The sequence below is a fragment of the Dysgonomonas sp. PH5-45 genome (assembly GCF_029893235.1).
In the GTDB taxonomy this organism is placed as follows: domain Bacteria; phylum Bacteroidota; class Bacteroidia; order Bacteroidales; family Dysgonomonadaceae; genus UBA1309.
The window spans coordinates 72,971-94,346 of the sequence record NZ_JARXWE010000005.1 but is presented as its reverse complement, the minus strand read 5'-3'; the positions used below and the strand labels follow the sequence as shown (position 1 = coordinate 94,346).

Below are 21,376 nucleotides of genomic sequence, written 5' to 3'. Positions count from 1 at the left end.
GTTTCGGTTGTGAATAATGTGTGGAGAGGTGTAAATAATATTTTATTCCGGACGAAAGCTGTTTAAAAATTCTTTAAACGGTTTTTTTTATGTCTTATCGAAAAACGTATTTAGTTTTTTTATTGTGTGTTTTCTGTACAAATTTATTTGCACAAAGTAGTTTGGACAGCATGCAGGTCTTGGATGGTGTTGTGATAACGGGTAGGGTACAGGATCGGGAGGTAATAGCTCCGCAGAAATTGTCGGGAAAAGAAATTGAAAAACTGAATGTTTTTTCGGTAGCAGATGCAATCAGGTTCTTTTCGGGAGTGCAGCTCAAAGATTATGGTGGTGTTGGTGGGCTCAAAACTATTGATATCCGTAGTATGGGTACTAATCAGGTTGGTGTTTTCTACAATGGTATCCAACTTGGTAATGCCCAGAACGGGCAGGTAGACTTAGGCAAATTTTCGATGGATAACATTGATGAAATTTCGCTTTATAACGGGCAAAAAAGTCAGGTTTTTCAGTCGGCTCGCGATTTTAGCTCCGCAAGCAGTGTCTATATAACTTCCCGCCGTCCACGTTTCATAGATGGTAAGGAAACCAATATAAAAACCAGCGTTAAGGGTGGCTCGTTCGATTTGATAAACCCATCTCTCTTGCTTGAACATAAAATAAGCGATAATGTAAGTATGTCGTTCAACGGCGAGTGGCTCAGTTCGAGCGGAAAGTACAAGGTACATTATAAGAGGACTTTTTTTAATTCGAATGAGGTAGCTTATGATACCACCGGAACTCGGCAGAATGGCAGAATAAATGCATCGCGTTTAGAGGCCTTTTTGTATGGATCGTTGCCCGGTGGATCGTGGAATATTCATGCTTATAATTATAGCTCAGACAGAGGCGTTCCGGGTCCTATTATTAACGGTGATTGGTGGCGTGGAGAGCAGATGCGCGATATAAATTCGTTTATGCAAGGAAGTTTTAAAAAGGAAATTAGCTCTCGTTGGAGCACTTTACTGAATGTGAAATATGCGAGCGATTACACTCACTTTGAGAATCTTGTCGATGAAAAAGCTCTTCAGGTTAGTAATAAATTCCGCCAGAAAGAGTTTTATATATCCAGTGCCAACCTCTTTCCTATAACCCGCTTTTGGGATGTTTCTTTTTCTTACGATTTTCAGTGGAATAAACTTGATGCAGAATTTGAAAAACAAGCATATAATACATTTTCTCACCCTACAAGATATTCACATTGGGTGTCTTTAGCAACATCACTCGATTTAAACAGGCTAAAGATACAAGCCAGTGCCTTAGGAGTATTTGTTCATGAAACGGTAAAAAGATATACCGCCCACGATGATGAAAAAGTCTTTGCCCCTGCTGTTTTTGCTTCATATAAATTACTTGCTAATGAAGACCTCAAGCTAAATGTTTTTTATAAAAAAGCCTTCCGTGTGGCTACATTCAATGAGCTATATTATGTGGAGGTAGTAAGTGCCGATATCCGGCCGGAATATACAACACAATATAATGCAGCACTCAAATACGTGAAGTCATTAAAACACTCTGTATTCAAAAATATTGATGCACAGGTTAATGTATATTACAATGAGGTTGATGATAAAATTATAGCAACACCCAAACCTCCACAATTTAGATGGGAAACTTATAATCTGGATCATGTAAAAATCAGAGGTATAGATGTATCTGTGGGAACGGCTTTCAACATAGACGAAATACAGTTTACCACAAAACTTCAGTATACGTACCAAAAATCACAGGACTTTTCGAGTAAAGGTAAGACATACTATAAAGACCAGATTCCTTATATTCCATGGCATAGTGGCACGGTAATAGCCTCGGCAACTTATAAAGACTGGATGTTGAATTATAGTTTTATCTATACCGGTGAACGATATGCTTTTAGAGATAATATTCTCCCAAATTATCTTCAGCCTTGGTACACGCACGATTTATCATTGATAAAGCCCTTTAAAATTAATAATATGAATTTTAAAGCTACGTTCGAGGTAAACAATCTGTTGAGTCAGGACTATGAGGTAGTTATAAATTATCCGATGCCAAAGCGTAATTACCGGATATCATTGGTTGTGGAATTTTAAAATAGACTGATAGGATATTGATTATGAAGAAGAAAAGAATGAATAAAAAAAACAGTATAGGGTTTGGCCTGAAAATATGGATTTTTCTTTTTGCTATTCTTACTTTCTCGTGTAGGGACGATCAGCATCTGATCCCAATCGAATACGAAGTGCTCCCCGAGAAAGCAGCTCCCGATTCTAAAATAGCAGGTATGTATTTGATAAATGAAGGAAATATGGGCAGTAATAAATGTACGATAGATTATATTGATTTTACAAACTCTTTATATATGCGAAGCATTTATCCGGAACGTAATCCTACAATCGTAAAAGAGTTGGGAGATGTGGGCAATGATATCCAGATTTATGGAAACCGGCTGTATGTTGTGGTGAACTGTTCGCATAAAGTAGAAGTTTTAGATGCACGGACGGGGGTGCGGATAGGGCAGATTAATATTCCTAATTGCCGTTATGTGCGTTTTTACCGGGGACATGCATACATCAGTTCGTTTGTAGCAGGTGTCAATGTCGATCCTAATGCCCCGTTGGGGGCTGTCTTTAAAATAGATACATTGAACCTCAATGTAGTTGATAAAGTAACTGTTGGCTATCAACCAGAGGAAATGGAAGTAGTGGGCGAATACTTGTATGTTGCCAATTCGGGAGGGTATCGCTTACCTCATTACGACAATACAGTTTCGGTTATTGAGCTTGAACGCTTCAAGCAAGTAAAGAAAATTATTGTTGGAATGAATCTTCATCGCCTGAAAGCTGATAATGACGGTAAGTTATGGGTCAGTGCACGAGGTAACTATAACGACATTTACTCTCCTTACGGAGCTGTTGATCCTAATCTTTATGTATTGGAAAAAAGGAAAGGATATAACGATATGGTTGTAACAGACACGATTGGTATTCCATGTTCTAATATGGCAATACATGGCGATTCCCTCTACCTCTATAGTCATGACTATGACGCTCAAACCCGGGATAGTAAGCTCACTTATGCCATTGTGAACACAAAAACACGCGAGGTGGTTAGCAAAAACTTCATTACCGATGGTACAGAAATAGACATCACAATGCCTTATGGGATAGCCATTCATCCCGAAACAGGCGATATATATGTAACCGACGCCCAAAATTATGTTTCAACCGGAAATCTTTCGTGTTACGACCGATCGGGTAAACGTAAATGGCGTATACTGACAGGCGATATCCCGGCACATATGGTTTTTCTGAAAAAATAAAGATATGAAAGATATATTTAAATCATTATTAGCTTTTTTAGGCTTTGTTCTCTGTTTTACAAGTTGCGAGAGGGATACTCCACACCTTACCATAGGTTTACAGGGAAACTATTATATGTACCGAATGCAAACCAACAGGTTTGTTCCCGGTTATACGGGCGATGCTTACAGATGGTTGCTTATACTGCCTGATGGCACAGATTCGCTGCTTTCGACAGAGCATACCTATTGCTTTCTTCCAAAGGATGAAGGAGTCTATAATATCCGTTTTCAGATAATTGATAGTAAGAATCCTTATACGCACGACATGCAGGTAACCGTGATGCACGAGTTAGTAGAATACAGTCCGTATATATCGCGTGTACTTGAGTACAGACCGGCGCCGGGTCAGTTTGTAAATGAAATGCCTTTGTGCGAAGAAGGCGATACCGAAGAAACCATGCGCCGCAAGGTGGAGGATAATATTTCGGGCAGAAATAATGTGATGATTACATTGGGCGGCTTTGGCGGATACGTAACTTTCGGATTCGACCACACGGTTATGAATGTGAAAGGAGAAAAAGACTTTCTGATACTTGGCAACGCTTTTTACGAACTAACCGACCCCGACAATCCCGGAGGAAGCAGCGAACCGGGCATTGTTATGGTGGCCTTCGACAAAAACCAGAACGGAGTGCCCGACGATGACGAATGGTATGAACTGGCAGGTAGCGAATATTACAAACCCGAAACAACAAAGAATTACGAAATTACTTATTTCCGTCCCGATAAAGATAAAACCCCGATCCCTGACGAGACGGGAAATATAACAGATCAGACTTATATAAAATGGACTGACAATTATGGCGATGATGGTTATATACAAAAAATCAGATATAACAAACAAGACTATTTTCCCAAATGGATAAGCGGAGATAAGCTTACGTTTAGGGGAACTAAGTTGAAAGACAATGGTGTTGACCAGAGTGGTTATGGTGCTTATTGGGTATTGTATGCGTATGGATGGGGGTATGCCGATAACCGTACTAATAACGAAACAGACCTCATCAGTTTTGACATTGATTGGGCTGTTGATAGTGACGGGAACAAAGTACATCTGCCCGGTATTGACTTTGTGAGGGTATATACAGCGGTAAACCAAACATGTGGCTGGATTGGCGAAACTTCTACCGAAATACTTGGCGCAAGAGACTTACATATCTATGCTCCCGGCGATACACTTCCTGAAATCGATTATCAGCTAAAAAAGAAAGTAAACAGAAAATACAAACAATTTTAATTTCTACGGATATGAATAAGATTTTTACTCTATTAATGTTTCTTTTGGTTTCAGCCGGCGCTTTCTGTACGGGGAGTGGCGATGCCGAATACAAGAATGGTGTTTTTATCGTTAACGAAGATTGGTATGGGCATCAGAACAGTGCGGTGAATTTTCTGTCGGACGACGGGCAATGGACTTATCGTGTAATTCAGAAAGAAAATGAGGGAATGGAACTTGGTAGTACCAGTCAGTTTGGTGCAATTCACGATGGCAAATTCTATATTGTATCTAAACAAGAAAAAGATCCGGGAGCTGCAATTGTTGGCGGGCGACTCACTGTTTGCAATGCTGTTACGATGAAGATACTTAAACAATTCCCTGTTATTTCCAAAAACGAAGAAGGAAAATCGAATGCCGATGGAAGAGCCTTTGTGGGGATAGATGAACATAAAGGTTATATATCTACCAACAATGGAATTTACGTTTTCGATATCGACAATTTAGAGATAGGCGCACAGATTGAAGGCTCGGCCAATCCCGAAGGTTCGGGTTATGGAAGCCTTTATCGTGGGCAAGTAGGTAATATGATAAAAGCTGGCAATTATGTTTTTGCTATTCATCAATCGCTGGGTGTTTTGGTGATCGACATCAAAGAGGATAAAATCATAAAGACCATACAAGCTCCGCTGGAGTTTGATGAAACGAAAGAAAAAGAAATTCAACGTGGATTTGGTTCGATAGTACAATCGAAAGACCAAAGCTTATGGATAAGTGTTTGTTTTGACCAAATAGGTTCCGGCAATGCTCTTGACCGTTTGTACAAGTTGGATCCGGAAACGATGGATACCCTCCGGGTTGAACTGCCTAAGGGTTGGTCTGTGCCAAGCTCGTGGTATGCATGGACAGCCGATGGTTTTTGCGCCAGTACAAAAGAAAACCGAATCTATTGGAAAAACAATGGCGGTTGGTTTGCTTCAACAAAAATATATTGTTACGACATAGATACACAGGTATTTAGTGAAGTGTACGATACGAGCAAAATAGGTTGGAATATTTATGGCGCAGGTTTCCGTATCCACCCTGTTACGGACGAAATTTACTGTTCTCTGTTTCACGAATTCTTAGAACCTACTTATCAGACTGTTCGCATCAGTACCGAGGGAGAATTACTTAACGAGTATAGTATGATTAATAACTATTGGTTTCCGGCTATACCCGTGTTTCCGGAGGTGGAAAAGGGAGGTAATTCTTTAATCAATGAGACGGGAAGTCAGGAAGTCCGTGTATATCCGAATCCTTGTGTCGAGTATATGTATGTAGAAACGGAAATAGGAACAACGATTGCACTGTATAACCTTTCGGGGCAAAATGTCTATGAGGCTATCAGTTCTGGCGAGAAAGAACTTATTCATACAGCGGAACTGCCAAAAGGTACTTATATCCTTAAAGCAGGAGGAAAGGCCGCTAAAATCATTAAACACTAAAAAACACCAAAAAGTCGACAATTTGGTTTTTGTCTATAAAATCTAAAAAAATGAAACAAAAATTATTCTTTATTGCATTGTTTATCATTGGCTTGGTAAACGTAACAGCTCAGAACACTACGTTCAGGGTACAGGGACACGAACGTCCGGATATTCAAAAGAGTAATAGCCTCCAAACGCGGGGAGTGCGTGCTATTGCCGGAGAGGACAAGGATTTTACGTTCGATGATATTAAGTTTTGGGTAGGCCAAGGTAAAAAACGTGCCGCTTTGGTTATCGATTGGTACGATGGTAAAGGAGGAACCCTTGTTTGGGGATTCCGATGGGACGGAACGGCTACCGGATACGACATGATTTGTGCTGTGGCTAAAGCCGACCCTCGTTTCTTGTATTTGGTACACGATACCAATATTGGCCAAACGGTTGCCGGATTTGGGTACGACTTGAACGGCAGCGGAAACCAATATCTTATATTTGATGGAGAGGCAGGAAGCCCGTATTATCCAAACGATGGTGTAGTGGCAACAGCTGCATATAACTATGACGATTGGACAAGCGGTGATCCTGAAGATCATTGGTGTAGCGGCTGGTACAATGGTTATTGGTCGTATCAGGTAAAAGATTCGCAGGAAGAAGATTTTAGCTATTCGCCTTGGGGATGCTCTTCGCGCGAATTAACAGACGGCTGTTGGGATGGTTGGGGCTATCAGGATGGTTGGGACAACTCAGAAGGTGTTGTTCCTCGTACTCCTTATACTTCGGTAAGTCCTTTGTTTCCTTCGTACAACTCTTATTGGTCTGAAATGGGAAAAGACAGCACTCACTTAGCTGTTGTAGACAAAAAAATAGCCCGAAAAGCTGACGAGCTTTCCGAAAAATGGAAAATTCAACTTAACTCAAGTTGGCTGAATGGAGGGCAACCTATTATCGTGAATGGAAATGTTTATATTGCCATCAACAATAGGATAATGATAATTGATGCCGAAACAGGCGATATTATAAAAGAAAATACCCTTGCCGGAAGTTGTGGCTATTTTTCTATGATTGCTTACGGCGAAGGAAAAATATTTGTGCCCATGAACAATGGCTTATTGCAGGCTTTTAATGCCGAAACTTTAGAGCCTATTTGGATAACAGAGTCCAAATCAGGATTTCAGCATTTGTGTCCGGTAGTGTATCACGATGGATATGTATATACCGGAATGTGGAAGGGTGGCGCTTCGGCTACAGGGACTTACTATTGCGTATCGGCAAAGGACGAAGATCCACGGGCAAAAGATGAGGTAAAGAGCCCCGTGTGGGAGTCTGACAATACGGGCTTCTACTGGACAGGAGGTACGGTTGTTGGCGATTATATCTTCTTTGGTGGGGATAGCGGTTATATGCAATCGCGCAACAGAAAAACGGGAGAGTTGATAGACACATATCAGATAGATACGGAGTTGGCAACTTCTACTATACGTAGTGGTTCGTCGTACGACAAGGTTACAGGAATGCTCTATTTTGCAGGAAAAGAAACCAAAAAGATTTATGGCGTAAAAATCAAGGAAAATGGCGCATTCGATAAAGATAATGTTGTCTCGAACGATGCCTTAGGGCAGTCAACTACAACCCCAACGGTCTACAACGGACGTATTTATACCACTTCGGGAACAATGGTGAGTGGAGGAGGATTGGACGTATTCGATGCCTTGACTATGGAAAAAATATATTCGGTGAATATAGGGGGGATTTCTCAGTCAACACCTTTGTTGACCACGGCTTATGCCACACCCGAAAATAAGAATACGGTCTATGTGTATGTATGCGTAAATAATTCGAGTGGAGATATTGTGTGCATAAAAGACTTTGAAGGGAATAAAGAGCCAATCGTTCAGTTTACTTATACGCCTTCAAGCGCTCAATATTGTACACACAGTTTGGTTGCCGACGATAAGGGTACCGTTTATTATAAAAACGATTCAAAATATTTGTTTGCCTTAGAGTCGGAGCCTACTGTCGATGTAACATCTGTGAAGATAAGTTCTAATTCGGTTGGTGTATATCTTGGGCAAACATATCCGCTGATGGCAAAGGTTTATCCGGAGGATGCAACCAATAAGAATGTAACGTGGGGAAGCTCTGATACAGAAGTGGTAACTGTTGATGAGAACGGATTGATAACACCCGTAGATGGAGGTTCTGCCATTATAACCGTAACAACGGAGGATGGTAATTTCACAGCTACTTGTACCGTTAAAGTATTTATTTTCTCTGAAAAAATAGAGTTGGACAAAACTTCTCTGGTAATGGAAGTAGGAGAGACTGCGCAGTTGCAAGCTACGGTTTCTCCCGAAAATGCAACAATGAAAACAGTATTTTGGGAAACATCAGACTCGGAAGTGGCATCAGTAGATCAGAGTACCGGACTGATAACTGCCCTTGCGGATGGCGAAGCAACAATAACCGCTTATAACATGGATGGTCGTGAGGCTACATGTGCAGTAACGGTAAAGACCTCAGCAACAAGTGTAACGTTGAACGAAATAACTGCTGATTTATCTATCGACGAAACCCTACAACTTGTAGCTACCGTTGCTCCCGAAAATGCAACCAATAAGAATGTAACATGGGAAAGCTCGGATGCGGAAGTGGCAACCGTTAGCCAAAGCGGATTGGTAACAGCCATCGGTATTGGCTCTGCAACCATTACAGTAGAAACAGAAGATGGAGACTTAAAGGCAACATGTTTGGTTACGATTGCAAGTTCTTCAATAGGTGGGGAAGTTGCAGACCTTTCGTTATATGTGGATTCATTTACAGGTAATGTTGTAGTGAATACTCCTGTAAAAGGTTTGGTTGTGGTGTCTCACATTTCGGGCGAAACGGTATTGAGTGCGAATGTGAATGCCGGCGAAACCCGGATAGAAACTTCTAACCTGCAACCCGGTGTTTATGTTGTCAGGTTTGGAGATAAAACATTGAAATTCATCAAAAAGTAATAATCGTTCAATAATCTTAGGTGTTTCCTTGGAAATGCCTAAGGTTATTTCCTTAAAAGCCATTGGCTAAGAGTAAGGAAACATACTCAGATTTCTACAGGTAAACTTGTTCCAAAATTTCGCCGGTATTCTGCCGGCGAAATTTTTATATGTTTAGCAAATACCTTACGCATATTATCGGGCGAGCCCAGCCCACAGAGTGTCGCGATTTCTTTTAGAGATAAGCGCGTGTCGGCCAGATATCTACAAGCGGTTTCTATGCGTAATTTATCAATGTATTTGGCAGGTGTGATCCCTGTTTCGCGAACAAAAACACGGGCAAAATTTCTGGGACTCATAGATATTCTTTCTGCCAAATCTTCTATTGTCATCACCTCTTGCAAATGTTCCAGTATCCAATTGCATATGGCCTGAATGGGCTGGTGGTCAGTGTGCTGATGTGTGAGAATAGAGCTGTATTGCGACTGGCTTCCCGGACGCTTCAGAAACAAAACCATCTGGCGGGCTATTTCCAAAGCAAAGGGCTTTCCGTAATCTTCTTCAACTAATGCCAGAGCCAGATCCATCCCGCTGGATATACCTGCCGAAGTGTAAATGTTGCCGTCTTTGACGAATATCGGGTTTTCGTCCACTTCAATATCCGGAAAGCTACTGTTCAGCAGATTACATTTTTCCCAATGTGTTGTAACTTTTCTGCCCGAAAGTACTCTGGCTTCGGCTAAGAAAAAACTGCCGGTGCAGACCGAACAAATCCGGCGAACAATTTTAGATTGGTCGTTAATCCATCGCAAAACGTTTTGTGATAGCTTGTATTGTTCTATCTGTGAATTCGGTACTCCCGGAACAAATAATGTATCTATCGGATAGGTAACAGATTTAATGCTTTCCTTACAACGGATTGTTATGTCCGAAGCCGTATCTATATCTTTCTTGCTACTTGTCGACAAGGTATGTAGCTCATATGTAAATTCCGGTTTCTCTTTCCTTGAATGAAGAAGCTCTAATGCCTGCGAAAACACTTCGCAAGGACCGGTTATGTCCAGCAGTGTAGCATTGGGCAGAGCCAAGAATACTATGTGTTTGATTTTACGGGTAGCCATGATGGTATAATTTGCTTTAAAGATAATAATAAAAAACCCATATGGCAGTTTTGGATGTATTAATGTCATTTACGCCAATAGTTATATCCCTTACCTTTGCCTTAAAAATAATAATTTAAGATTAAGAAGACTATGGCAATGAAAATAGTAAGAGCTCAGGAAGCAGCTTTGCTCATTAACGATAACGATAATGTAGGATTCAGCGGTTTTACTTCTGCCGGATGCCCTAAAGCGGTTCCTTTGGCTTTGGCAGAACGTGCCCAAGCGGAGCATGCAAAGGGAAATCCTTTTAGGATAGGTGTTTTCACAGGGGCATCCACTGGCGATAATATAGATGGAGCCTTGGTACGGGCTAACGCCATTAAGTTTCGCACCCCTTACCAAACAAATAACGATATGAGGAATGCCATTAATGAGGGTTCGGTCAACTATTTCGACTTACATCTATCGTCGCTTGCACAAGACCTCCGTTATGGTTTTTATGGGGATATAGATGTAGCTATCATTGAGGCTTCGGACGTAACCGAGACGGGAGAGATTGTGCCGACTTGCGGCATAGGCATTGCCTTGACAGCCGTACAAATGGCAAAGCTTGTAATTGTTGAGCTGAACGAATGGCATCCTAAAGAGTTATGTGGTATGCACGATTTGTTGGAGCTGCAAAATCCGCCAAACCGTTCCGAAATCAATATCACCAATGTACGGTCGCGTATCGGGAAAGAGTATATACAAACCGACCCTGCAAAGATTGTAGTGGTGAAAACAAATATCCCCAATGATGGTGGTTGCTTTGCTCCTGTCGATGAAATTACATCTAAGATAGGAGAAAACACTGCCAATTTCCTTGTCGGGGAGATGCGCAGGGGAACTATACCCGAATCATTTTTACCGATTCAATCGGGGGTAGGTAATATTGCCAATGCTGTTCTTTCGGCAATAGGAAGTAATAAAGAAATACCCAACTTTGAGGTATATACCGAGGTTGTTCAGGATGCGATAATCGATTTACTGGAACAAGGCCGTGTTACGTATGCCAGCGGAGGAACGCTTGCTGTGAGCAATCCGTACATCGAACGGATATATAAAAACCTGCCATTTTTTAAAGACAAAATGATATTGCGCACGTCCGAGATATCGAACAACCCTGAGGTAATTCGCCGCTTGGGTATAATATCTATGAATACGGCTATCGAAGCCGATATTTTCGGGAACATAAATTCAACGCACATCGCAGGCAGTAAAATAATGAATGGGCTGGGTGGTTCGGGCGACTTTACCCGTAATGCCTATATTTCAATATTCCTAACACCCTCAACAGCCAAGAACGGAGATATCAGTGCTTTTGTTCCTATGGTGTCGCATGTAGACCACAATGAACATTCGGTAAAGGTAATAATATCGGAATATGGTGTTGCCGATTTAAGGGGGAAATCGCCCAGAGAACGTGCTGAATGTATAATAGAAAATTGCGTTCACCCCGATTATCGCTCGCTTTTACGTAAATATCTGAAAAGTGGTGCTAAGGGGCAAACACCTGTTAATCTGTATAATGTTTTCTCCTTTCATAAAGCTTTGCTGGAAACAGGAAGCATGAAAAATGCAGTTATAGAATAATTAAATATCATTTCTGCAGGGTAATGCTTCGGATAAGAATTGTATAAATATCAACCCGTAGTGCATTTAGAGAGTTTATATCAAATAATTTATTATAAACATTTATAGCATTTGTCATTGAGTCGCCTACGCTCCTCGAACGTTGTTTCTGAACAAAGTGAAGAATCTCTGTATTATTTATTAAAGATCCTTCGTTACACTCAGGATGACAAAAAATGATTGTGCTGTTTTTCAGATAATTATCTTTTGTTTCCTAAATGCACAACGAGTAAATATCAGAAAGTTACTTCTATTCGGGCTTTCCCTGCGGCGTGTCTCCATTTAACGCCCTTTTGTAGAAGGCGAATAGCTTCATTGTCGGCTGTTGGGCAGAGGCTTTTTATTACTTGTATATTCTCGGGCGTGCCATCGGTGGCGACTGTAAATTCAAGAATAACTTTTCCTCGTTTTCCATCACATGTTTCCTTATGTGCTATTTTCAGGTATTTCCTATATTTTTTTGTGCCGATAACGGGAGTGGGTGTATTGGTTTTTTTCTTCGATTTAGCATCTTTAGTAACGATAATAACAACACCCTTGGCTGCACGTTTTCCGTAGAGAGAGGTTGCTAAAGAGTTTTTCAAAACAGAAATACTCTCTACCTCTTGATTGATGGTCGTAATGTTTCCCGAAACAAACTTGCCATCTATAATATATAGCGGAGTGTTAAGTGCTACTAACATGCCTCCATCATGCAAACGGAAGGTTGAAGTTGGAATATCGTTAGGGTTATAAACCTTCAAACCTGCCACCGAGTCTTGATGTACGTCCGTCATATTTGCACCTGTTTTATCTTGCATCTTGTCTGAATCTATTTTTTTAACAAAACCAACGAGTGTGTCGGTTTCCTTACGGGAGTTATATCTATTTATAACTATATCATCAATTGCGGTTTCGTTGGGTTCTAAGGCAATGTTTAGTGTCTCTGATTTTTGGGGAGTAGAAACGGTTTTCTGTTTATAATTCACATAAGATACAACCAGCGTATCGCACTCATAAACTACTATTGTGTACTGCCCCTCGAGGTCGGTTGCTGTTCCACTTTTAGAGCCTTTCGCAAGAATTATAGCTCCAATCAACGGTTCATCATCGCCTGTGCTGGTCACAGTTCCGCTAACCACTATCTTTTGTGCATTTTGTTGCTTGCAAGTATAAAAATCTGACTTATTATGTTTTTCCGAAGTCTGTGCACTTATGCTTGTTACAGATAGAAGAACCACAAAAAGCACTAACATCCGGAAAATTCTGCTTGTTTTCATAATCGTTGTTTTTAGAAAATTTGTATTCGTTTTTCCTTATAGAGGTTTTTCACATACAAATTCCATAAACCGATTATTGTTTTTGCCTTTTTGTAGTAGCAAGCAAGTTTTTTAGCACATTGTAGACAGTATATCTGCAAAAAAACACTTAAATATCAGAAAGTTACCTCTATTCGGGCTTTCCCTGCGGCATGTCTCCATTTAACGCCTTTTTGCAGAAGGCGAATAGCTTCATTGTCGGCCGTTGGGCAGAGGCTTTTTACTACTTGTATATTCTCGGGTGTGCCATCGGTGGCGACTGTAAATTCAAGAATAACTTTTCCTCGTTTTCCATCGCATGTTTCCTTATGGGCTTTTTTTAGGTATTTCTTGTAGTTCTTTGTGCCGATAACGGGAGTGGGTGTGTCAGATTTTTTCTTCGACTCACTATTTTTAGCCCCTTCTTTTGTGGTGATAACAATAATGCCATTAGCCGCGCGTGAGCCATAGATAGAGGTTGCCGAAGCATCTTTCAGTACAGAAATACTTTCTATATCATCCTGATTGATAGCAGTAATATTTCCTGCAAATGGTTTGCCGTCTATAATATACAGTGGAGCATTACTTGCTACTAAGGAACCTACGCCGTGCAGACGCAAAGAAGATGCTTCGCTTGGCTCTTTGGAAGAAGTATAGACCTGTAAACCTGCCACTTTGCCCTGAAGGGCATCCATCATATTGGCAACGGGCTTTTCTTGTACATCTTTCGAATCGACTTTCTTAACAGAGCCTGCAATCATTGCGAGTTTCTTGTCGCTTCCATATCCATTTGTTATAACCTCTTCAATAACAGTATCGTATGGGCTCATGGCAACAAGCTCTGTATCTTTTCCGATAGTAGGGATTTCCTGTTTTTTCAACTCAGTGGCGGCATATAGGGGTTGCTCTTCCGCCCTCGCAGTATGTCTTAGTTCTTCAGTGTCTTGTTTTTTACGCTGAGGTTCTGTTGTTCTTTCGGGTATATAGATATTTATGGTCTCTACCGGGGCAAAAACTTCGTGCAAGTTCTTAACGTTAGCAACGGCATAGAGTGGCAACTCCTGTGTTGCGGGGTTACGTTCTATCAGTTGGGTATATTCCAGTCTTTTTTTCTCGATATATTTTTCGGGCACGTAGATGTCTATGTAGTTGTTACCTTCGTGTGCTACCAGCATAGACGACTGATGGTTCATCAGCGTGAGGTAACCACTCAACAAGGCGATAACGGCTACGGCGGCCGCTGTAATCTTATAGGCAAGATAACGTTTCTTTTTCCGGTTTTCGGTTTTTTGTGTTATCTGTGCCTGCATGCGGGTAATGCTGTCGGCATGGTTCCCCTTCACCGAATCGAATCCTTCGATAGCGTCGGCCAAGAAAGGGTCGCGCATCGCATCGAATTCAATCTTGCGGGCATCCTTACCTTTACGGTTACCTTTTATGTAGTTGAGCAGATTCATCTTTCTTGCATGCTGTTTTCGATACAGTTCTTTAAGTTTCGTTTTCCGTTTTGTATATAACTTTTTACGCTTTTCAGCTGATAACCCGTACTGTCTACAATTTCGGCATACGACATATCCTCGAAAAAGAATTTATGTACGGCAATGCGCTGAGGTTCGGGTAGCAGTTCAATACATCTGTTGAGGGCGTTTTCGCGTTCGTCTCCTGTTTCTTCGCTAAATAGAGTCAAAACGGCGTCCGATTCCATAAGATTTGAGTCGAAATCGACAGCCAGTTCACGTTTATTTTCTTTCAGAACATGGAAACAATGATTTTTAACAACACTGTACAGCCACGTCCTGAAAACCTTAATTTCATATCCACCAATGCGTGGTTGCAAGTATTCAAATATCTCCATGACAGCATCCTGCGCACGGTCTTCGTTTTGCAGGTATTTGAGGCACACCCCGTAAATGAGGGGGATATAACGATTGTATAGCTGACCAAAGTATTCGGCATCACTTGTGTCCCGATACTTGGCGAGCAACTCCTCGTCGGTGTCGTCTTTTTTATTTTTATTAAAAAAAATCAAGGCCTGTTTTCCTGCTGTATAAAACTGTTGTGGATACAAAAATGCAAAAAATAATGATGGGTTTATGGAATTTGTATGTAAAAAAACCTCTATAAGGAAAAACGAATATAAATTTTCTAAAAAACAATAACCATTATGAGAACAAACAGGATTATCCGGACGATAGCGTTTTTTGCTATTCTTTCGTTCACAGTATGTGCGTATGCCCAGAAAAGCGCACAAAAGATAACAGTTAGCGGAACAGTGACCGATGCAAGTAATGACATGCCTCTGATAGGGGTAGCGATTCTTGTAGATGGCACAACAAACGGAACAGTGACCGACCTCGACGGACGGTATAGTATAACAGCGAATAGAGGCGATAAACTGCTATTTTTTTATATGGGGTATAAAACGAAAGAAGTGTCGATCACCGAAAAAACAAAAACACTCAATGTTAAATTAAAACCCGATAAAGTTGTCCTTGAGGAGGTTATGATAAATAGGTATGGAAGCGACAAGAAAGTACCAACGGTTGCAGGCTCTGTTAAGAAAGTCGATTCGAAAGATGTACAAGAAAAGCCCGTTGCCAATATGATGGATGCCCTTCAGGGTAAAGTGGCAGGTTTACAGATCTATACTTCTTCCAAAGAGCCAAGCGAAGCATCTTCTTTGCGTCTGCACGGTGTGGGTTCGTTAGCGGCAAACAATGCTCCTTTGTATATTGTAGACGGTAAGCCTGCTACCCCAAAAGAAGTAGCTAAGCTTAGGCAAAACGAGATTAAAAGCGTTTCTGTATTGAAAGATGCTTCGGCAACCTCTATCTATGGTTCACGTGCGGCTAATGGTGCTGTAGTTATTAATAGTAAAGAAAAGAATGTTAATCTTCCAATACAATTTATAGCTCCGATAACGGTTCCCGATGCGGAAGCTTACAGTCAGTATGTAGAAAATTCGTTCCTGATGGCACAGCAAGACCCCTTGTCGACATTCTCGATAGATGTAGATGTGGCATCGTACAGTAACTTTCGCCGTTTTGTGAATCAGGGACAGTTACCTCCGAAAGACGCAATCCGAATTGAGGAGTTTATTAACTATTTCTCGTACAATTATGTTGAACCACAAGGAAAAACTCCGGTTGCTTTGACCACCGAAGTAGGGGAGTGTCCGTGGAACAAACAGCACCGTTTAGTGAGGGTAGGGGTTAAGGCAAAAGAGTTGGCCGAAGAAAATATGCCTGCAAGCAACTTTGTATTCCTGATTGATGTATCGGGCTCTATGTCGGGGGCAACACGCTTAGGCTTGGTGAAATCTTCGATGAAGCTTCTTGTAAAAGGTCTCCGCAAGAAAGACCGTGTAGCCATAGTTACTTATGCCAACGGAACTCGCATCGCTTTGCCTTCAACATCGGGAGCCGATAAGCAAAAAATACATGAGGTACTGGACGGACTTGGGGCAGGTGGTGGAACAGCCGGTAGTGACGGACTGATGCGAGCTTATAAGGTGGCAAAAGAAAACTTCATTAAGGGAGGAAACAACCGTATTGTACTCTGTACCGATGGTGATTTCAATATAGGTCCGTCGAGCGATCAAGAGTTAGAAGACCTGATTACAAACGAACGCCAAAGCGGGGTATTCCTTTCGGTACTTGGTTACGGAATGGGGAACTATAAGGACAGCAAGATGCAAACACTGGCTCAAAAAGGTAACGGTAATGCAGCTTATATAGACAATCTGCAGGAAGCTAATAAGGTTCTGGTGAACGAATTTGGAGCAACGATGTACACCGTTGCAAAGGATGTGAAACTGCAAGTGGAATTTAATCCGGCAAAAGTGCAGGCTTACAGGCTGGTGGGTTACGAAAGCCGTTTGCTTAACAAAGAAGATTTTAATGATGATACCAAAGATGCGGGCGAAATGGGTGCGGGGCACACCGTTACAGCATTCTACGAAGTTATACCCGTAGGAGTGGAATCGAACATATCGCCTCTTGTAGATGATCTGAAATACCAGAAAAACACGACGGATATTAAGTCTGTCCGTTTAACCGATTCGCCTGAACTTTTAACAGTGAAGTTACGATATAAATTGCCGGATGCTTCCACAAGTTCGAAAATTGAATTACCTTTGATTGACTATGGAGCGAATAGTGTGTCGGACGATTTCAAATTCGCATCGGCGGTAGCAATGTTCGGGCAGTTACTGAAGGGTTCGTCTTACAAAGGTACGGCAACGTTTAATGATGTTCTGTCTTTAGCTAAAAGCGGATATGGAGACGATACCCAAGGATACCGCAGGGAGTTTGTCCGTCTGGTAGAAACAACTAAAAATATGAAATAAACTAACTAAAAACGAATAGCCATGAAGGGGAATACAAAAGGCTTATTAGCTATATTTACGGTTATATTGCTTGTTGCGTCTTACATCATGTACAACAGTAGTTCTAAAGTTAAAAACGAGTCGGCCGTCAGTCTTTTTGTAGATGGAATTGTAGTTGATGCGGATAAAGGCGAGCCCTTGAAAGGCGTGAGTGTTGCTATCAGAGGGCATAACCCCGCCACGATAACCAGCGATGATGGCAAGTTCAGGGTTAAAGCACTGCTTTCGGACGAACTTCTTTTCAAGAAAGATGGCTTTTTGCCACGAATAATACGGGCGAGCGACGTTGAAAAAGTTGTCCTCACCCCTGCCGCAAAAGAAGATAATGCTATGGAATAAGATGGAATAAAACAAATACAGCATTAAATACCAAGAGGCTGCTACCTGAAAAGGTTCAGCCTCTTGATGTATAAAACCCGTAATAATATTTGCTTAAATCTGACACAGGGTATTTGTTGTATGGCAACTTCTTATGGCGAATACACGTTAATTTACTGTTTTTTTGTGTTTTAATCCGTATTTTTTCTAACTTCGCTTAAAAATATAGAGAAAATGAGAAAGGAAGCTGCAAGACAAGAAATAAAGAATATAATGAAAGAAGCTGTCGATAAGCTATCTGCCGACTATAAAGGCAGTTCGCTTACCGATATATTCATTATTGTGGATGCAGAAAATGACGAATTGGCAGTATATGACGATGAAGAAAACTGTATAAAAAAGCAATTGGTTGCATCTTGGGTAGGGTTACCTCCGGCCGAAGAAGACTTGAGGCAATCGGTTTATGCCCGCGATTTGCAGCATGTGATAACAGAAATGAATGAAGAAAAGTTGTTCGATTCGCTGAATATTTTTACTCCTTTTTCTATCAACTTGAGCGACGAAAACTTTATTGTTCTTGAAGAACTTTTACTGATTGAAGACGATTCGGTTTTAAGATTAGAAAACGATTTAATAGACCGTTTAGGAAAAGAGTTTGACGATTTCCTCGAAAAACTGCTGAACGATTAGTCTGTGTAGATGCCATCGGAAGCGGCTTTTAATTAAATATTCTTATCTTTGTCTGCCAATTAAGATAGCACACACGCAATGACGTTCAAGCCCGTATCCATAAATATAAAAAATAAGAGAGCGACTTTCGATTATGAGTTGCTCGACACATATACTGCCGGAATTGTACTGACAGGCACAGAAATTAAATCTATCCGCATGGGGAAAGCCAGTTTGGTAGATACTTTTTGTGTTTTCGAAAACAACGAATTGTGGGTGAAAAACATGTACATTGTCGAGTATTTTTATGGTTCGTACAACAATCACAACTCTCGCCGCGACCGCAAACTACTACTCAACCGCAAGGAACTGAAAAAGATACAAAGGTTGGTAAAAGAAACAGGCTATACCATCGTGCCGCTGAAGCTATACATCAACGAAAAAAGTCTTGCCAAGCTTAATATAGCTGTTGCTCGCGGGAAAAAGATGTACGACAAGCGTCAAAGCCTGAAAGAAAAAGAAGACAAACGCTCGATGGACAGGGCTTTTAAGTTTTAACCGGGTTGTGTTTTTTCGGAGAATTGCCTTATTCGTTCAGTAATAAGACAGAAGGGAGTAGTTTTTCCCAATCTATATTTTTGTCTTTCAGTTTATTCCAACTATTGATACTTACAAGCACCAAGTCTTGTTTCCCTAACGTGTCGGCATCGACAGGAAGGTTTTTATCCCATTCGTGACACAGAGAAGGACTTACTTCCTTTATGTTACGAATGTTCTTTGTGAATTCGAGCGATTCGTCGAGCAGCCCAACTGAGTCCCAAATTGTTATCCGTGCATACGAGTTAATGGCCAACCGTTCCATAAACTGCCCGATAAAAGCATCTCTATTGTCTAAGATAGGGATAAATACATTTTTAATATCCTTCAAGCCCTTATCGTGAAATATACCTACAGGCATATCGCTGTTTGTTAATATGCTGCGAGTGCCTTCGGCAAAAGAACGGGCTTTCGCGACTTTTTTCTTCCCCGCTATCCACGAATAAAAGTGCGTTGGCAGATGCAGTATTTTGTTAGACAGGCTAATGAATTCGCCAAGCAGATTGCCCTTGTATATGGAGATATGCGCACCAAGGAGAATGAAGTCGTATTCATCGCTATTACCCATTTTTATAATCATCATATAGGGGTCGGACGCAATCTTGAAGATTGGTTTTATAGGTTGTTCCAGAAGGGCCGACTCTGCAATGATGGGCTCAAAAATGTCGTGTTCCTCTTTTTCCATATTATATTGATAGAGGTTGTTACCGGGCGAGATATGCACCATATCAACCTCCGATGCGTTATGGCTCCTCTTAACAAAGAAGCTGGCCACGAACATCAGTTTTTTACCGGCTTGCGGGTTGCTGAAGGGAACAAGTATCTTGAATTTCTTCTGTTCGGGCAAAACCTCTTCCTGTGGTTTGTTCCTGAATATTCTGTCAATCAGGTTTAGCAAAGGGCTTGTAAGGAATGTTGTGGCCAGTGCCATAACAACCAGCATGGCAAATATTTCGGGGGTAAGTATCCCAAGGTCGTAGCCTATATTCAGCACCACCAGCTCCATCAAGCCACGGGTATTCATGAGCGCGCCGATAGTCAGGCTCGATTTCCAGTTGAAACCCACAAAACGGGAAGCCAGTGCTCCTCCTATAAACTTGCCAAAGGTGGCTATAAGCACAATAACACCGCATAATGCCCATAAAGAAGGTGTGTTGAGCAGCCCTATCTTTGTGTTAAGCCCTGTATAAACAAAGAAAAGGGGAAGCAAAACCACCATCGATATATCTTCTATCTTGTCTATAAAAAGTTTCCTGAAGTTCATATTTGCCGGCATTATAACCCCTGCCAAAAAAGCCCCGAAAAGCGGGTGGATACCAATAATACTGGTCAGGTATGACGAAAGAAGCAAGACAAGGAAAAAGACCCCGATAACGGGTTTGCTTATAATGTTTTTAGATGTCTGTTGGTCGGCTATTCTTTTCAATAAAGGGCGCACTACCTTAAACATGGCAATGACATATATCACAGCAAAAAGTATCACAAAGAGCGAACTGACAAATGTTCCCGCCTTAGCAATTGCAATAACGGCCGCAAGCAAGCACCATGCCGTGATGTCGTCGACAGCGGCACAGGTTATGACCATCGCACCCAAGGGAGCCTTATTTAAACCACGCTCGTGCACAATGCGGGCAAGCACAGGAAAAGCCGTTATGCTCATGGCAATACCCATAAACAGGGCAAAGGGGACAAAGTACGAGTCGGGATACGTAAAATAAGGATATATGAAGTAAGAAAGAACTATACCTAAGGTAAACAGCAGGGCAATGCAGGTATGACTTATCAGAACAGCATCGTTGATCCTGTGTTTAAGTACCTTTAAATCGAGCTCCATCCCTACGATGAACATAAATAGAACAAGACCTATTTCGCTCAGTAGTTTTATATTACCAATAGAGGATTCCGGAAATATAACTGTCGAAAATTCGGGGAATATCCACCCCAACAAAGAAGGTCCTAGTACGATACCGGCAATAATCTCCCCGATAACTGTTGGCTGCCCTATCTTTTGGCAAACCCAACCAAAAAAACGGACAAAGAAAAGTATAACGATTATCTGTAAAAGCAACAAAGCGGTGGCTCCGGTAGCTTCCGAGACAACATTCTCCAGAAACATACCCCATGCCGAAAAGTGGTTTTTTACTTCAGCCAGTTGTTTATGTATCTGTAAATCGTTCTCGCCTTTTATCAGGACCAGATACATTATCAGACAAAAGATTCCAACAACGGATACATAATATACCAGATTTTTATACTTTTTCATTGTTGCAAATTACATGTTTGATATACAAAGATATATTTTTGCGGGAATT

15 protein-coding genes are annotated in these 21,376 nt (G+C 41.2%); 10 read left to right on the top strand and 5 right to left on the bottom strand.

The features are described 5' to 3' along the window. Positions 1-170 precede the first annotated feature (170 nt). The 5 genes from M2132_RS03290 to M2132_RS03270 are packed head-to-tail and all read left to right on the top strand — an operon-like array spanning position 171 to position 9,063. Positions 171-2,108: a TonB-dependent receptor gene (locus M2132_RS03290; RefSeq protein WP_280671315.1), complete on the top strand. Its 1,938-nt coding sequence runs from the start codon at positions 171-173 to the stop codon at positions 2,106-2,108. A gap of 23 nt (positions 2,109-2,131) precedes the next feature. Then, positions 2,132-3,337 (top strand): DUF5074 domain-containing protein, encoded by a 1,206-nt coding sequence (locus tag M2132_RS03285; protein WP_407932411.1) that lies wholly within the window; start codon positions 2,132-2,134, stop codon positions 3,335-3,337. A 4-nt stretch (positions 3,338-3,341) separates the two neighbouring features. Next, on the top strand, positions 3,342-4,616 hold the full coding sequence (locus M2132_RS03280; protein WP_280671310.1) for a cell surface protein: 1,275 nt from the start codon (positions 3,342-3,344) through the stop codon (positions 4,614-4,616). Positions 4,617-4,627: 11 nt separating this feature from the next. Continuing rightward, positions 4,628-6,082: a DUF5074 domain-containing protein gene (locus M2132_RS03275; RefSeq protein WP_280671308.1), complete on the top strand. Its 1,455-nt coding sequence runs from the start codon at positions 4,628-4,630 to the stop codon at positions 6,080-6,082. A 50-nt stretch (positions 6,083-6,132) separates the two neighbouring features. Beyond that, a complete protein-coding gene (locus tag M2132_RS03270) occupies positions 6,133-9,063 on the top strand; it encodes an Ig-like domain-containing protein (protein WP_280671306.1) in 2,931 nt (976 codons plus the stop codon). An 86-nt stretch (positions 9,064-9,149) separates the two neighbouring features. Here the strand turns inward: M2132_RS03270 and M2132_RS03265 are convergent, their stop codons facing one another. After that, entirely contained in the window at positions 9,150-10,232 is a 1,083-nt protein-coding gene (locus M2132_RS03265; RefSeq protein ID WP_280671304.1) for a GlxA family transcriptional regulator, read from the bottom strand. Between the two features lie 63 nt (positions 10,233-10,295). Here M2132_RS03265 and M2132_RS03260 point away from each other — a divergent pair, with 63 nt between their 5' ends. Next, the gene (locus M2132_RS03260; protein WP_280671302.1) at positions 10,296-11,777 is read left to right on the top strand and encodes a succinate CoA transferase; all 1,482 of its coding nucleotides are present in this window, start codon (positions 10,296-10,298) and stop codon (positions 11,775-11,777) included. A gap of 275 nt (positions 11,778-12,052) precedes the next feature. Here the strand turns inward: M2132_RS03260 and M2132_RS03255 are convergent, their stop codons facing one another. The 3 genes from M2132_RS03255 to M2132_RS03245 all read right to left on the bottom strand — a co-directional run bounded on the left by M2132_RS03255 (position 12,053) and on the right by M2132_RS03245 (position 15,122). Then, the gene (locus M2132_RS03255; protein WP_280671301.1) at positions 12,053-13,075 is read right to left on the bottom strand and encodes a carboxypeptidase-like regulatory domain-containing protein; all 1,023 of its coding nucleotides are present in this window, start codon (positions 13,073-13,075) and stop codon (positions 12,053-12,055) included. 155 nt (positions 13,076-13,230) lie between these two features. Beyond that, entirely contained in the window at positions 13,231-14,550 is a 1,320-nt protein-coding gene (locus tag M2132_RS03250) for an energy transducer TonB (RefSeq protein ID WP_280671300.1), read from the bottom strand. Beyond that, positions 14,547-15,122: an RNA polymerase sigma factor gene (locus M2132_RS03245; RefSeq protein ID WP_280671299.1), complete on the bottom strand. Its 576-nt coding sequence runs from the start codon at positions 15,120-15,122 to the stop codon at positions 14,547-14,549. Before M2132_RS03245 ends, M2132_RS03250 begins: the two co-directional genes overlap by 4 nt. A gap of 135 nt (positions 15,123-15,257) precedes the next feature. Here M2132_RS03245 and M2132_RS03240 point away from each other — a divergent pair, with 135 nt between their 5' ends. The 4 genes from M2132_RS03240 (at position 15,258) to smpB (ending at position 19,025) form a co-directional block, all read left to right on the top strand. Continuing rightward, positions 15,258-17,441, top strand: coding sequence for a von Willebrand factor type A domain-containing protein (locus tag M2132_RS03240; protein ID WP_280671298.1), 2,184 nt, complete (start codon positions 15,258-15,260; stop codon positions 17,439-17,441). Between the two features lie 21 nt (positions 17,442-17,462). Beyond that, the gene (locus M2132_RS03235; RefSeq protein ID WP_280671296.1) at positions 17,463-17,819 is read left to right on the top strand and encodes a hypothetical protein; all 357 of its coding nucleotides are present in this window, start codon (positions 17,463-17,465) and stop codon (positions 17,817-17,819) included. Between the two features lie 213 nt (positions 17,820-18,032). Further along, on the top strand, positions 18,033-18,488 hold the full coding sequence (locus tag M2132_RS03230) for a hypothetical protein (RefSeq protein WP_280671294.1): 456 nt from the start codon (positions 18,033-18,035) through the stop codon (positions 18,486-18,488). 78 nt (positions 18,489-18,566) lie between these two features. Further along, a complete protein-coding gene (smpB, locus tag M2132_RS03225; protein ID WP_280671292.1) occupies positions 18,567-19,025 on the top strand; it encodes an SsrA-binding protein in 459 nt (152 codons plus the stop codon). A gap of 28 nt (positions 19,026-19,053) precedes the next feature. On the opposite strand, the gene M2132_RS03220 is transcribed toward smpB, so the two are convergent. Continuing rightward, a complete protein-coding gene (locus M2132_RS03220) occupies positions 19,054-21,327 on the bottom strand; it encodes a cation:proton antiporter (RefSeq protein ID WP_280671290.1) in 2,274 nt (757 codons plus the stop codon). Positions 21,328-21,376 lie beyond the last annotated feature (49 nt).